General features: G+C 61.0%; 7 protein-coding genes. 5 read left to right on the top strand and 2 right to left on the bottom strand.

Annotated elements, in window-relative coordinates; all coding sequences use genetic code 11:
- Positions 1-48 precede the first annotated feature (48 nt).
- Together H663_RS24545 and H663_RS24540 are read left to right on the top strand one after the other, a co-directional pair.
- Positions 49-6,426, top strand: a complete 6,378-nt coding sequence (locus tag H663_RS24545; protein ID WP_053171266.1) for a two-partner secretion domain-containing protein — start codon at positions 49-51, stop codon at positions 6,424-6,426.
- A 249-nt stretch (positions 6,427-6,675) separates the two neighbouring features.
- Positions 6,676-8,355 carry a ShlB/FhaC/HecB family protein gene (locus tag H663_RS24540; protein WP_053171270.1) on the top strand — a complete coding sequence of 560 codons (1,680 nt, stop codon included), beginning with the start codon at positions 6,676-6,678 and terminating at the stop codon, positions 8,353-8,355.
- On the opposite strand, the gene H663_RS24535 is transcribed toward H663_RS24540, so the two are convergent.
- Both H663_RS24535 and H663_RS24530 read right to left on the bottom strand, forming a co-directional pair.
- Positions 8,343-9,824, bottom strand: a complete 1,482-nt coding sequence (locus H663_RS24535; RefSeq protein WP_053171273.1) for a sensor histidine kinase — start codon at positions 9,822-9,824, stop codon at positions 8,343-8,345. The two genes, H663_RS24540 and H663_RS24535, sit on opposite strands and share 13 nt — an antisense overlap.
- Positions 9,825-9,848: 24 nt before the next feature.
- Positions 9,849-10,571 carry a response regulator transcription factor gene (locus H663_RS24530; RefSeq protein ID WP_053171276.1) on the bottom strand — a complete coding sequence of 241 codons (723 nt, stop codon included), beginning with the start codon at positions 10,569-10,571 and terminating at the stop codon, positions 9,849-9,851.
- Between the two features lie 137 nt (positions 10,572-10,708).
- On the opposite strand from H663_RS24530, the gene H663_RS24525 reads away from it, so the two are divergent.
- From H663_RS24525 to H663_RS24515, 3 genes are all read left to right on the top strand, one after another.
- Entirely contained in the window at positions 10,709-11,683 is a 975-nt protein-coding gene (locus H663_RS24525; protein WP_053171278.1) for a Bug family tripartite tricarboxylate transporter substrate binding protein, read from the top strand.
- Entirely contained in the window at positions 11,680-12,144 is a 465-nt protein-coding gene (locus H663_RS24520) for a tripartite tricarboxylate transporter TctB family protein (RefSeq protein WP_053171280.1), read from the top strand. The genes H663_RS24525 and H663_RS24520 overlap by 4 nt, the downstream gene beginning before the upstream one ends.
- A gap of 255 nt (positions 12,145-12,399) precedes the next feature.
- Positions 12,400-13,890, top strand: a complete 1,491-nt coding sequence (locus H663_RS24515) for a tripartite tricarboxylate transporter permease (RefSeq protein WP_053171282.1) — start codon at positions 12,400-12,402, stop codon at positions 13,888-13,890.
- Positions 13,891-15,063: the final 1,173 nt, after the last annotated feature.

Raw genomic sequence — 15,063 nt, 5'->3', positions numbered from 1 at the left:
TGCGTCTGCGTGGTTGCGCCAAAACAACTTGATCAGTCCATTTTTTTCATGAATACACATTGCTACAAAACCGTTTTTTCCAAACGCCTGGGCACCCTCGTGGCGGTGGGTGAGCAAACGAGCAGCCAAGGCAAAGCCAATGGCAGTTTTGCCGGCTTGGGAGGCTATCGTTTCACTGGCACTGGCCCCATTCCAGGGGCTTGCTTTGTGAGTGCCCTGACCTTGAGCTTTTGCCTGGTCACCCTGGCCTGGGCAGCCCCAGCCCCCAACGCCCTGCCCACAGGCGGCCAAGTGGCCCAAGGCACAGCGGCCATCAGCCAAAGCGCTGCCAACATGGCCATCCACCAAAGCACGGCACGCGCCGTCGTCAACTGGCAAAGCTTTGACATCGGCAAAGACGCCAAAGTCAACATCGTACAGCCCAACGCCCAGGCCGTGCTGATGAACCGCGTCACGGGCACCGCCCCCAGCCAAATCTTTGGCCAGTTACGCGCCAACGGCCAGGTCGTTCTGGTCAACCCCAACGGCGTGACCTTTGGCAAAGACGGCTCGGTCAGCGCCGCAGGCCTGACAGCCAGCACACTCAACACCACTGACGCCGACTTCATGTCCGGGCGCAACCGCTTCACCCGAGACGGTGCCACCGGCCAGGTGCTCAACCAGGGCACGCTCACGGCAGCCCCGGGCGGCTATGTGGCCCTGCTGGGCGCCAGCGTCAGCAACGAAGGCAAGATCGTGGCCCCCCAAGGCAACGTCGCCCTGGGCGCGGCAGAGTCCATCACCTTGCCCGTGTACGGCAGCCGCCGCATCAAAATGGAGCTGACCCCCTCGGCCATCAACGCCGCCGTGGCCAACCAAAGGGGCGGAAGCATCGTCACAGAAGGCGGCCAGGTCTACATGCAAGCCGCCGCCGTGGGCAGTGCCATGGCCAGCGTCATGCAATCGGGCAACATGGATACATCAGGCGTTCAAGGCGGCGCGGTGCACTTGCTGGCCGACGGCGGCCGCATTGTGGTGGACGGTAGCATCACCGCCAACAGCACGGCAGCAGGCCACCCAGGCGGGGACATCGTCATCGGCCGCGACCTGGACAGCGGCGCGCTGGCCCAAACCACGGATGTGAGTGGTGCCAAGCTGCAAAGCCAGGGCGGATTTGTCGAAACTTCGGGCAAATGGCTCCTCACCGATGGCACCCGAGTGCATGCCAAAGACTGGTTGCTGGACCCCTACAACATCACCATCACAAGTGGCAGCCCCTCGGGCACGGCCTACACCGACCCCAACTCGACGGGTGGCAGCTATGCGTACACGGCGGCGGCGAACACCTCAATCATCCGCAACACGGACATCCAAAACAGCCTGAACGATGGCACCAACGTGACCATCACCACGGGCACGGGCAGTGGCGGGCAAGACGGCAACATCACCGTGGCGGCCAACATTGCCAAAACCACAGGCACCAAGGCCACGCTGACGCTGGAGGCGAACAATGGCATCTGGTTCAGCAGCGGCGTCAAAATCACGGGCACCGGGACAGGCCAGCTGGATGTGGTGCTCAAAGCCCAAGGCCGGGCGGCCAACAGTGCCAACAGCTTCGGCGTGTATATGCAAGGCGGTGCAGGCATCGACACCAATGGGCAAGTGCGCATCGATGCCACCACCCGCCAGACAGGTTTTTGGGATTTCACCCGGTCGGCACTGGCCATGAGCAGCGGCGCCATGATTCGGGGCACAGACCTGAACTTTGTGCTGAATGTGGATTTGCCCGTGGTCAACCGCGTGTATGGTGCGTTTTTGCAAAACGCCACCACCCTGGAGGCCACGGCCGGCAGCATCCGCATGGCAGCCACGCAAAAGGGTGTCGGCTCGGTCAACGGCAACAACGCTGGCAGCATTTTGCTGGGCTCGGGTACTGGAAATGCAGTTCAGATCAAAGCCTCGAAAAACATCACCCTGATGGGCGATGCCACAGCAGCCAGCAACATTGCGGGCACAGGAGCCATTGGCCTGGTCGATACAAAAATGCAAGCAGGTGGCCATGTACTGATTGAGGCCAACGTCCAAGCCAGCAGCAACCAGGCCATCGAAGCAGGCAGGGACGGCTCGAACCATGGCTTCAGCGCGGTCTCTACCGGCAATGGCGATGTGACCTTCAAGGCCAATCAGGGTGACATCAAGCTGAGCGAATTGACCCAGGCCATCACCGGCAACAACATCACCATCGACAACACCGGAGGCACCAGCAACGATGCCAACGGGGCGTTGTTGGCATCCGTTGCGGGCACGGGATCGGCCAACACCCTGACAGGTGTGGCGCTCAGCGCCCGGTCAGGCGTGAACAACGCCATCCAAGCGACGGGGGCTGTGCAACTCTCGGGCAACAGCACCAAGGGCTCGGGCCTGACGGTCAGCGCAGGCATCACCGGAGCCAGCATCGCGCTGAATGGGACCTCAGTGGACGGTTTTGGCGTAGGCGGGATTGGCCGTCTTCAGGCCACGGCAGGTGGCGTGAGCGTGCAAGGGCAAAGCCTGAACCATGTGGCAGCCAACATCAACAACAGCATCACTGCCACAGGTGATATCCAATTGACCGGCAAATCCCAAAACTGGCATGGCTTGTTCACCAATGGCGCACTCACCAGTACGGGTGGCAGCATCACCGTTTGGGGTGAAACCACCAAGGGCGCAGGCTTGGCCTTGGGCGGTGGCGGCAGCATGAGCGCACTCAAAGACATCACCATCACGGGGCAAGCCGATGCGTTTTTCGGCATTGGCGGCTTCGGAGCACTGACCTCCGCTCAAGGCAACATCACCCTCACGGGCACCAGCAACCAGAGTTTGGGCGTGAAGCTCAACAACGCCCTGACGGCCACACGGGGCACGGTCAGTGTGAGCGGCATCACCCAAGGCCCCGCCGCCGGGGTGAACATCGAAAACAACACCGCCATTGAGGCCGTCAGCTACAAGGTGTATGGCAGTTCTCTCCACAACGCCGGTGTCAACACCAGTGGCACATCCAGCTTCAAGTCCACATCCACCACAGTGGCCAGCGTCATCGAGGGCAAAGGCACACTGGGGGTTCAAGCCAACAGCGGCACGCTCAGCATTGACAGCGGCCCGGGACAGGCCGTCTTGCGGAGCACCACAGACAGCAGTGGCGGCGTGTTCCTTGGCAGCATGACGCTCAACACCCAGGGGGATGTGACTGTGGGCTCCAAGCTCAACACCAACGGCAATCTGAGGATTCGGGGCACGACCCTCACAGCCCAAGGCGGGCGGCTGAGTTTGCTGGGCAAGTCCTCGGGCGAAGGCATTTCCATCCAGGACAACGCCCCCACCCCGGCCACCATCACCGGCCTCAATGGGGCCCAACTTGTGATCGATGGTGAAAGTACCGGCACAGGAACAGGCGTGAACATGCGCCTGAACAACATCAGCAACACCATCACCGCCAATGGCGCAGGCGGCAGCATCAGCTTGCAAGGCGTCTCCAGCCAAGGCACCGGTTTGAACCTGGATCTGGCGAAAATCACCGGCAACAATGGCAGCGCCGTCACCCTCACAGGACAAGGCAGCACCTCGGGCCGTGGTGCAGGCAAAGGGGTCTACATCGCCAACGCCATCAGTGCCAACGGTGGGGGCAACATCCTCATCACAGGCAGCAGTGCTGGCACAGGCAGCGCCGTGGAAATCAACCACAACGGCGGCGCAGCCGCCATCACCGCCGACAGCGGAAACATCACGATCACAGGTGAGGCCAAAGGTGCATTCGGTCTGGGCATTTACAACGCTGGCGTCATCACTGGGGGCAGTCTGGTCTTGGAGGGTTCATCCAACGGCGATCAAGGGGTCTTCAGCAACTCGCAGGGGAAATTGTCATCGACACAAGCTCAGGTCCGCATCACCGGTCGCAGTGCGCTAAAAGCGGGTACACAAATTCAAAGCACCTTGAATGCCAAACAAGACATCGTGCTGGAAGGCACCAGCGCCAGCACCACCAATGCGCAAGGTCTGTTGGTACAAAACCAAATCACATCCATCGACGGCAACATCACGGCAACGGGTCAAACCCAAGCCGCATCCCAGCGCGCGGTGGCGATCACCCAACTGAGCGGCTCGACCTTTGGCAGCCTGGAAACAAGGGGCAGCAACACATCCATCCAGATCAACGCCAACACCTTGCTGATTGCCAACGGCTCTGCCGTCAAGGCGGGCAGCACAGGCACCGTGCACCTGCAGACCACCACCGCAGGCAACACCATACAGATCGGTGCCGAAGACACCTTCAACACCACGCTAACCCGGCAAGTCCTGGGCATTGACAACAGCGAATTGAACCGCATCACGGCCGCAAACTTGGTGGTGGGCAACGCGAGCAGCACCGGCACCATCACCGTTGCTGGCCCCACCCAGACCCTGGCCACAACAGGCGACGTTCGCTTGCAAACAGGCGGCGACATCGTGCTGAACAAGACCTTGGATGTCGGCACGAAAAAACTGTCACTGCAAGCGGCAGGCACCGCCACTCAAAATGCGGGGGCCGCCATCAAAGCCGCAGAACTTCAATTGCTGGGCAGCACGGGCAACTTCTTCTTGAATGAAAAAACCAACGCGGTCGGCAAGCTGGCCGCGCAAGTGCAAAAGCTGGACTTCACCAACGCGCTTGCATTGAACCTGGATGCCGTGAGCGTGCAAGGCACCACCACCACCGGCATCACCACGGCCAATGGCGCCGCCATCACCACCCAAACCGGCAACCTGAGCATTTTGCAAGGCATCAACAACACCAGCACGGGCGACGTGGTGCTCGGCGCTGGTGTGGCTGCCGCAGCAGGTCAAGACCTGGGCTCCAACGTGCTGACCACCGCTGGCAAAACCGTCAGCAACGGGACACGCAACACCTTCATCTACACCGGCAATGTGAGCCAAACCGGCACGCTCTCGGCATTGGACGGCACGCTGAGCAACCTGGACTTTTCCGCGATTGCGGGGGGCTTGCAAAACGCCGACTCGTCTACCGCTTTTGAAACAGATGGCACTCGCAACGTCATTGCGGGGGGCGCTCAAGCCCAAGTCATGTTCCGCGAAAAAGTGGCCATCGGGGCCCTGGATGGTGACATCAGTCTGAACAAAACCTATGGCGACAGCAGCACACTCAACACCGCCTCCGGCCTGTTGATGGCCGACGTGCTGAGCCAGCTCAAGAACAAAAACCTCGGCGAAACCACCGTCACAGGCCGACAAGCAGGCACATTGCGCATTGCCAATGCGGTTTTGCTGGATTCCATGAGCGCCTCATTGCAGGGCGCCACTTACAGCACATCGAACTATTTGCGCGCCAGCGACACCGCCTACTCATTCGGTGAGTTCAACAGCAGCAAATATGCTTCCACCATTGCCGCTGACACCGTGAAGTTTGTGATTGGCAAAAAAGCAGCAAGCCTCAGCGCCACCCTGAGCAATCCCACCTACAGCGGCAACACCATCCGTCAGGACCCGGCCATCAGCACAGGCTTCCTGGCAGGCGATGACATCTTGGTCAGCGGCACGGCCCAAGGAAACAACGCAGGAACCTACACCTCGGACTTGATCGCCACGGGCGGTGATGTGTCCAACTACACCATCGCCGTCACCAATGCCAGCCTCAAAATTGCCCCAAGCACCAGCATCGTGATCTTGACCGCCAACAGCGCCAGCACCACCTACAACGGCACCACTCAAAGTGTTTCCGGCTTTGCTGTGACGGGCCTGGTGGGCGATGACGCCACCAACAGCGCCGCTGCGGTGGCAGGCCTCTCCGCTGGCACCTCTGCCAAGAACGCAGGCAGCTATGCCAGCACCTTCACAGGCAACAACACGCAATTGGCGAACAACTACGCCAACTTGAATTTCGTCGCGGGTTCACTGAACATTGACAAGGCCAATGCGTCGGTCACGAGCACTGACACCACGGCCACAGCGGATGGCACCCTTCAAACGCAGAGTACCCCCACCAAGTCCGGCTTCATGGCGGGTGAGGATGTGAATGTGTCAGGACTCGCAACGGGCACGGCCGCAGGCACCTACAACTCCAATCTGAGTCTGAGCCCCGCCAATGCAGCCACCTTGCTGACCAACTACAACATCAACATCACCAATGCAGCCCTGACCATCAACCCGGCAGCAGCCAACGCCAACGCCTCAGTGATTCCGGTCACCATTCCGCAAGCCAGAAGCGTCACGCCCATCAGCCGATTGACCTTGTCAGGCTTTTCCAACCAAAGTGGAATTGGCGCGGCCGTGGCCGGTGGCGTTGACGCACAGGAATCGAGCAGCAACAATGCAAACCCTTTGTCGTGCACCCCCGAAAGTGATATCGACTGCACATGCGAAGAAATTGGAGTCACAGGCGTCGAAATGTGCCTGGCCCCTGCATCAAACAGCTGAACTTGCATCCAGTCCTGAAACAGGTACAGGCGGGTTTTGGGTCATTCACAAAAACCCCGCCTGATTCGAACCGGCTATCCACTCAGCCATCACAGGTCCAACAAATGAACCCCAAACACCAAAAAAATGACTTTAAAAGTTTTATGAAATTTATTCAAAAATATTTTATAGTTATCAATTAAACTTTTTCAGCATCCATTCAAACACCAATACCCCGCTCCCCGAATACTTGCTAGTCTTGAACCGACCATGAAACACACTTTCAAACTGATCACTTTGGCCTCTGCACTTCAGGCCACTTTTGGGCAAGCCTGGGCTCAAACCTCCACGCCAACGCCGCCACCGGGCAGCATTCAGCAAAACATCGACCAATCCGTCAACCAGTTGCCCAAACCCAAAGTCAAACCACTGGCCAACATCGATGTGCTGGGTCTGGAAAACGCAGAGTCGATCGACCGCTTGCTGGGATTAGAAATTCAAAGCGCCGCCTTGCAAGACGAGATCCAGAAATACTGGGCGGGCTCGATTGGCAAGCCTGTTTCGGCCGATGAACTGCAAAACTTCAATGGCTGGTTGTTTGAAGAATCACGCCGCCTGGGTTTTTTGTCGTATGCACAAACCGAGATCAAAAAATCTGAGGGTGGCAGCATCTTGGTGGTCAAAATTCTCCGCCCCAAGATCAACGCCGTGCGGGTGATTGCCAAAAACCCGGCCTTGCTACAAACCTATGGTGCCCTGATCACCCAGCGCTTTGAACAGGACTTCAAGGCCAATATGCCCGTGGACACCCTGGGCCTGGACCAGCGCCTCGATTCGGCCAGCTACGACTTGCCCATTGAGCTGGACGCCACGATCCGCGCCGTGGGCCCCGAGCAAATCGACCTGATCGTCAGCATGGCAGAAGCGCCCCAACGCATGGGCAAAGTGCTGGATGGCGTGGTTCAGCTGAACAACTACGGCCTGCGTCAATACGGCATTCCTCAGGTCATGGGCTCCTTGGTGATTGGCGGTCATGAGCCCAAAGCCAGCTTGAGCCTGGTGGGCCAAAAATCCGAAGGCATCACCTACGGCCGTGGTGAATATGAGTCGGCTTTGGAAGGCGCTCAATCGCGCTGGCGTGTTTGGACAGCTGGCTCCAACAGCCGCAACATCATGGGCGGGCAATCCACCACCCTGGGCCGCAGTGGTGAGGTGGGCTTGGGCATCACCCGCATCCATGGTGGTTTCCGCGATTTCGTGTTCAAGCAAAACGTGGAAATCGCCGCCCGTCGGGGCAGCAGCACCCTGGAGAGCACTGGCGCGGTCACCACCCGCGTGCACGACAACCAGTTCCGTGTGCGCATCACCGCTGACAACGAAAAGCTGACACGCGACGCCAGCCGTGCAGAATTCACCTACACCCTGGGCAACTACAGCCTGATCGAGGGTCAAACCCAAGTCGACCCCAGCATTTATGCCAAGATCGAACTGGCGCTGAGGGGCCAAAAATCGTGGAACCAGGATGGCAGCTTGTTTTCGGTGCTCAAGTTCCGTGGACAAATGACTTCTGCGCGGCTGGACTCATACAACCAGCTCTCGCTGGGCGGCATCGGTGGCGTTCGGGCTTACACCTCGGTGGACGGCACGGGTGACGACGGCGCGGTGGCCTCGCTCGAACTCAACCGCCGTTTGAACAATGGCATGTTGGTGGGTGGCTTTTACGATGCGGGCCTGATCAAGCTGAAGAACCCCGCTACCAACGGAACCGAGCCCCTGAACAAGTACACACTGCAAGCGATAGGTCTGCAGTTGTCAGGCAATGTGCAGAAATCCAGCTACAGCCTGACTCTGGCCAAAGGCTTGGGCGGGTATTCGGCATGGACACCCTACAACATCGAATCCACGCCCAACAACTGGCGCTTGAACGCGTCATTGACTCACGTTTTCTGATCCTTGCCCGACGCACTGACTGGCCCCGCAACCAGCTGGGGCCAGGCCATGCGAATGCTTGTGCCGCCTGCCGCGCAAGCAGGGCTTTTCAGCTGCAATTGCACCCCATGTTGTTTGGCAATTTCCTGAACAATCGACAAGCCCAGGCCACTGCCTGAAACGCCAGCGGCAGCGGCCCGGTAAAAGCGCTCAAACACATGGGCCTGGTGCGACAGAGCGATGCCGGGGCCGCTGTCTTGCACCTCCACCCAGTGCAGGCCCACCCTGACGGTGATGTGTGCGCCTGCTGGGCAGTGGTGGATGGCGTTGTCCACCAAGTTGCTCAGCGCCTCATGCAAGAGCAGCGCCACACCCGGAACCTCACACCGCTGGCCCTGCGCCAATGTGGTTTCAAACCCCAGATCGTGCCCGATGTGATGCGCGCGCAGCAAATGCTCTTGCGTCACCCGCCGGGCCAAATCCGCCAAATCCACACGCTGTGGGCTGTGCATTTCGCGGGCATGCTCGACCCGCGTCATGGCCAGCAACTGCTCGGTCAGGCGCACCGCATCGTCGGTGGTCTGGTGTGCCGCCGCCACCAAAGTCTGGACCTGTTCAGGCTCTGCGCTGCGCTGCACCAAGGTCAGCTGGGTTTTGAGGGCGGTGAGCGGCGTGCGCAATTGGTGTGCGGCGTTGTCCAAAAAGCGTTTGCGGATGTCGATCAAACGCCCCAAACGCGCCAGATAGCTGTTCAGGGTCTCGATCAAGGGGCGCAACTCGCGCGGTAAATCCGGCGGCTCGATGGGTGAAAAATCGTCATCGGCTTTTTGGTCCAGTTGCTGACGAAACGCCTCCAGCGGGCGAATGCCGCGTTGCACGCCCCACACCACCAGCAAAGCGGCGGCCAACAGCAGCAAGCCTTGACTGCCCAAGGTGTCCCACAAAATGTGCTCAATCAGTTGCTGGCGAGCCTCCATGGTCTCGGCCACGGTGATCTTGACCAACTGCTCCGTGGGTTTGGCCCCAGCCCCCCTCGCATCGGCCTCCACCACATGCATGAGTTGCGCCAGACGCACCGGCTGGCTCAGGTATTGGCCGTCGTCAAACTGCACCAGGGCAAAAAACTTGACCGCCGACTGGGCACGGGCAGGCACATCGGGCAAGGCGGCCACGCCTGCCAGCCACTGGCCACTGGGTGAGGTGATTTTGTAAAACAAGCGCGAGCCTGTGTGGTTTTCAAACAGATAGCCGGCCGCCTGGGTCACATCCAGCTGCAGGCGGCCCTCGCGCCACTCCAGCTCTTCGGCCAGCGTGCGGGCGGCCAAATACAAAGACCGGTCGTAGGCCTCGTTGGCCGCCTGCACCGCATTGCCATAGCCCACCCAGGCGTTGATGCCAATCAGGCCGGCCAGCGGCAACAAAATCCAGCTGAGCAAGCGCCTGCGCAAGGACGTGGCAGAAGGTGCCCAAACCTGCGGGGAATCGCTCATGAAAAAGCGCTCATGGAGATTCACTCATGGCAACGGGGCCTGTGACGGCTTGACCGCCTGGGTCAGCATGTAACCCATGCCGCGAAAGGTGGTGATCGCCACACCGGCCGACGGGCCGGGCACCAGCGCGGCCGATTCGAGCTTTTTGCGCAAGCGGTAAATCAGCACCTCCACCGCATCCAGCCCGGCAGACTCGTCGGCAAACACCTCGGCGTGCAGCTGCTCTTTGCTCACGGTGCGCTGGGGCGAAGCCAGCAACACGCGCAGCGCCGCCGCCTCGCGCTGGGTCAGCGCCAGCGGCTGCCCGTGCAGCTGCACTTCGCTGGTGTCGGGCTTCATCTCCAAAGGCCCCCAGCGCAAGGCGCTGGTTTTGGTGCGGCCTTGGCGGCGCAGCAAGACCTGCAAGCGGGCTTCGAGCTCACTCAAATCAAAAGGCTTGGGCAAATAGTCGTCGGCCCCCATGTTCAGGCCCAGCACCCGGTCGGGCACGCTGGCCCGCGCCGTCAAAATCAACACCGGCACGGTGTCGCCCCGCGCCCGCAAGGCCTGCAACACGCTCAGACCGTCTTGCCCGGGCAGCTGCAAATCGAGCAAGACCGCATCAAAACCATGGCCCGCCTGCAGGCAGCGGTCAGCCTCATGGCCATCGGTGGCAAATTCGACCGCCATGCCCCCTTGGCGCAAAGCCGTGCCCAGCCACAGGGCAATGTCGGGCGTGTCTTCCACCAACAAGATTCGGGGGTGCATGGTTTATTGAGGGTTTTCACTGAACGCAATTGACAGCTGTTTGACAGTTTCGCCGCCAGCAGCACACCAAAATCAAAGCATCTGCCGATGGCCTGCGCCGCGCAGAAGTGTTTTTCATTTTCACACAGGAGACCCGCATGACCCTTTCCAAACGCGACTTTCTGGCCCTCGGCGCTGCCGCTGGCGCATCCATGGCCTTGCCCGCTTGGGCGCAAGCCAAGCCCCTGATCGCCAGCATCAACATGTTCGTGCCCGCAGCCCCCGGCGGCGGCTGGGATGGCACAGCCCGCGCCATCGAACGCGCGGCCAAAGCTGCTGGCCTGGTGGGCACCATGCAGTTTGAAAACGTCGGCGGCGCAGGCGGCATGGTGGGTCTGCCCCGTTACGTGAACCAACGCAAAGGCCAGGGCAACAGCCTGATGATCGGCGGCTCGGTCATGATCGGTGCGGGCATTGCCAACAAGAGCCCCGTGACCATCAAGGACGTGACCCCGATTGCCCGCCTGACCGAAGAAGCCGGCGTCATCGTGGTGCCCGCCAGCGGCAAGATCAAAACCTGGAAAGAACTCGAAGCCGCCATCAAGGCCAACCCCAAGGCCGTCTCAGTAGCGGGCGGCAGCGCTGGCGGCACCGACCACCTGATTTTGGGCATGCTGATCAAAGCCCTGGGCAAAAACCCCCGCGAAGCCGCTTATGTGGCCTTTGCAGGTGGCGGCCCCGCCAACGCCGCGATTTTGGGTGGCCAAGTGGTGGCCGGTATCTCGGGCTATTCCGAGTTTGAAGAGCAAATCAAGGCGGGCCGCATGATCCCGCTGGCCGTGTCCGGCAAGCGCCGCATTCCCGGCGTGAACGTGCCCACCCTGAGCGAATTGGGTGTGAACGTGACCGAGTCCAACTGGCGCGGCGTGTTTGCACCTCCTGGCATTTCGACCGCTCAACGCGAAGCCATGATCGACTTCGTGACCAAACTCAACGCCTCTGCACCATGGAAGCAAGAGTTGGAAACACGCAAGTGGACCGACGCTTTCATGACCGAGCGCCCCTTTGAGCGCGACCTGGCCAAGGACATTACCGAGAAGGAAGTCCTGATGAAAGAACTGGGCCTGGCATGACGCCTTTTCGCGTGGCCCTTTTGCTGATCGCCCTGTGCGGGGTGGCTGGTTGGCAGGTCTCTGTCATTCCTCAATCTATGATGCAGATGACCGTGGGGCCGGTGCTGGCTCCCGGCGTGATCGTGGCGGCGCTGAGTGTTTTTGCCGTGTTGTACGGCGTGAGCGCTTGGCGTGGTCGCCAAACCGACGAAAGCCAAGCACCAGACCAATCTGCCTTGCCGGGTGCCAACACCCGCGTGCTCAGCTTGCTGGGCGGCGGCGTGGCCTTCATCGTGCTGGTGATTCCCTTGGGTTTTGTCATTCCCGGCACGCTGTGCGGCATGGGCGTGGCCCGCTCGTTCGATGCGCCCTTGGGCCTCAAATCGGCCCTGATCTGCGCCGCCATAGCCAGCACCTTCTGGTTTGTGTTTGCGCAGCTGTTGGGGGTGGGCCTGGGGCCTGCTCTGCCTTGGTGGATTTAAGTGAGAGCCCAGCCCTTAGGGCGGTTCAAATTGTGAGAAATGTCAGCTCGTAGGTCGCCACTCGCAAAGGCAGACAGGATGGGTTTAGGCACAGGCCCACGTCGGGGTCTTCGACCGCCGACCTACAAGATCTTGGAACATTGAAAACTTCACAGGGCCGAATCCAAAAAGGGGCATCAACGCCATGACTCCTCCCCAACGCTCAACGCCCAACGCTCAACGCTCAACGCAAAACGTACATAGATCGGATTCCCCATGGAAGCTTTTGACGCCCTGATGGGTGGCTTTGCCATTGCCTTGCAACCCACCACTTTGATGTGGGGCTTTGTGGGCTGCTTTGTCGGCACGCTGGTCGGCGTGCTGCCCGGCATTGGCCCAGCGCTGACCATCGCCTTGCTTTTGCCCCTGACCTACCATGTGCCCGCCACCAGCATGTTCGTCATGTTCGCAGGCATTTATTACGGCGCAGCCTATGGCGGCTCCACCACCTCCATCTTGCTCAACACCCCTGGTGAATCGGCGGCAGTCGTCACTGCTTTAGAGGGCAACAAAATGGCCCGGCGTGGCCGAGCGGGCCAAGCGCTGGCCACTGCGGCCATTGGCAGCTTTGTGGCCGGCACCATCGGCACGCTGGCCCTGACTTTTGTGGCCCCTTGGGTGGTCGAAGCGGCTCTGGCTTTTGGCCCGGCCGAATACTTCAGCCTCATGGTCTTGTCGGTGGTGGCCGTGTCGGCCGTGCTGGGCAACTCCATGCTGCGCGGCCTAGTGGCGCTGGGCCTGGGTTTGCTCTTGGGCATGGTGGGGGTGGACCTGCAAACTGGCCAGCCCCGCTTCACCTTTGGCCGCCCAGAACTGCTCGACGGCATCGAGGTGACGGTGGCCGCCGTGGGCCTGTTTGCCGTGGGCGAAGCGCTGTACCTGGCTTGGCAAGGGCGCGAATCCAAAGGTGGCGAGGTCATGAAACTCTCGGGCAGCCTGTGGATGAGCAAGCAAGACTGGGCACGCTCGTGGAAAGCCTGGTTCCGCGGTGCCTTCTTTGGCTTTCCCATTGGGGCCATGCCCGCAGGCGGGGCGGAGTTGCCCACCTTGCTGTCTTATTACACCGAGAAAAAACTCTCCAAGCACCCCGAAGAATTCGGCCACGGCGCGATTGAAGGTGTGGCCGGGCCAGAAGCAGCCAACAACGCCGCCGCTGCGGGGGTGTTGATGCCCCTGCTCACCTTGGGCATTCCCACCTCGGCCACGGCGGCGATCATGCTGTCGGCCTTTGAAGGCTACGGCATCCAGACCGGCCCGCAACTCTTCAGCCAACAAGGCAGCCTGGTGTGGACCCTGATCGCCAGCCTCTACATTGGCAACGTGATCTTGCTGGTGCTCAACCTGCCACTGGTGAGCCTGTGGGTTAAGCTGCTCAAGATTCCGCCGCCTTGGCTGTACGCGGGCATCATCGTGATTTCTACCGCTGGTGTGTACGGCGCTGGCAACTCGGTGTTCAACGTGGGCTTGTTGTTTGTGTTTGGCTTGCTGGGGTACATCATGCGGCGCTTTGACTTCCCGGCTGCGCCGCTGATCGTGGGCTTGATTTTGGCCCCCCTGGGCGAACAATCCATGCGCCAGGCGCTGACCATCAGCCAAGGCGACTGGTCCACCTTCTTCACCCGGCCCCTGTCGGGCGGCTTGATGGCAGTGGCAGCGCTGCTGCTCATCGTGCCGCCACTGTGGAAACGCTATCGCCCATCCACGTAAGCGCGATGTCGGACTCTTCGAGTGCCGACCTACAAGGGGCAAGGCTTGGCGTGCTCCCGTAGGTCGGCGGTCGAAGACACCGACGGGGGCGGGGGCATGCGCATTTGCGCTTGCGCGGGCGACAGCGGTGAATGGTGCAATGTCGGACTCTTCGAGTGCCGACCTACAAGGGGCAAGGCCTGGCGTGCCCCCGTAGGTGGGCGGTCGAAGACCCCGACATGGGCGTTGGCATGAGCATTTGCGCTTGCGCGGGCGACAGCGGTGAATGGTGCAATGTCGGACTCTTCGAGTGCCGACCTACAAGGGGCAAGGCCTGGCGTGCCCCCGCAGGTGGGCGGTCGAAGACCCCGACGTGGGCGTTGGCATGAGCATTTGCGCTTGCGCGGGCGGCAGCGGTGAATGGTGCAATGTCGGACTCTTCGAGTGCCGACCTACAAGGGGCAAGGCCTGGCGTGCCCCCGTAGGTCGGCGGTCGAAGACCCCGACGTGGGCGGTGGCATGAGCATTTGCGCTTACGCGGGCGACAGCGGTGAATGGTGCAATGTCGGACTCTTCGAGTGCCGACCTACAAGGGGCAAGGCGTGGCGTGCCCCCGCAGGTCGGCGGTTGAAGACCCCGACGTGGACCGTGGGTTGAGCATTTGCGCTTGCGCGGGCGGCATTGGTGAATGGTGCAATGTCGGACTCTTCGAGTGCCGACCCACAAGGGGCAAGGCGTGGCGTGCCCCCGCAGGTCGGCGGTCGAAGACCCCGACGGGGGCGGTGGCATGAGCATTTGCGCTTGCGCGGGCGACAGCGGTGAATGGCGCAATGTCGGACTCTTCGAGTGCCGACCTACAAGGGGCAAGGCCTGGCGTGCCCCCGTAGGTCGGCGGTCGAAGACCCCGACGTGGGCGGTGGCATGAGCATTTGCGCTTACGCGGGCGACAGCGGTGAATGGTGCAATGTCGGACTCTTCGAGTGCCGACCTACAAGGGGCAAGGCGTGGCGTGCCCCGCAGGTCGGCGGTTGAAGACCCCGACGTGGACCGTGGGTTGAGCATTTGCGCTTGCGCGGGCGGCATTGGTGAATGGTGCAATGTCGGACTCTTCGAGTGCCGACCCACAAGGGGCAAGGCGTGGCGTGCCCCCGCAGGTCGGCGGTCGAAGACCCCGACGGGGCGGTGGCATGAGCA

The organism is Limnohabitans planktonicus II-D5 (assembly GCF_001270065.2).
GTDB classification, from domain to species: Bacteria; Pseudomonadota; Gammaproteobacteria; order Burkholderiales; family Burkholderiaceae_C; genus Limnohabitans_A; species Limnohabitans_A planktonicus.
Note: the sequence above shows the minus strand (reverse complement) of the source record. Positions and strands in the feature narration are given on the sequence as shown.

Coding starts and splice junctions, on each gene's coding strand:
- H663_RS24545 (WP_053171266.1), top strand. CDS start 49: ATGAATACACATTGCTACAAAACCGTTTTTTCCAAACGCCTGGGCACC.
- H663_RS24540 (WP_053171270.1), top strand. CDS start 6,676: ATGAAACACACTTTCAAACTGATCACTTTGGCCTCTGCACTTCAGGCC.
- H663_RS24535 (WP_053171273.1), bottom strand. CDS start 9,824: ATGAGCGATTCCCCGCAGGTTTGGGCACCTTCTGCCACGTCCTTGCGC.
- H663_RS24530 (WP_053171276.1), bottom strand. CDS start 10,571: ATGCACCCCCGAATCTTGTTGGTGGAAGACACGCCCGACATTGCCCTG.
- H663_RS24525 (WP_053171278.1), top strand. CDS start 10,709: ATGACCCTTTCCAAACGCGACTTTCTGGCCCTCGGCGCTGCCGCTGGC.
- H663_RS24520 (WP_053171280.1), top strand. CDS start 11,680: ATGACGCCTTTTCGCGTGGCCCTTTTGCTGATCGCCCTGTGCGGGGTG.
- H663_RS24515 (WP_053171282.1), top strand. CDS start 12,400: ATGGAAGCTTTTGACGCCCTGATGGGTGGCTTTGCCATTGCCTTGCAA.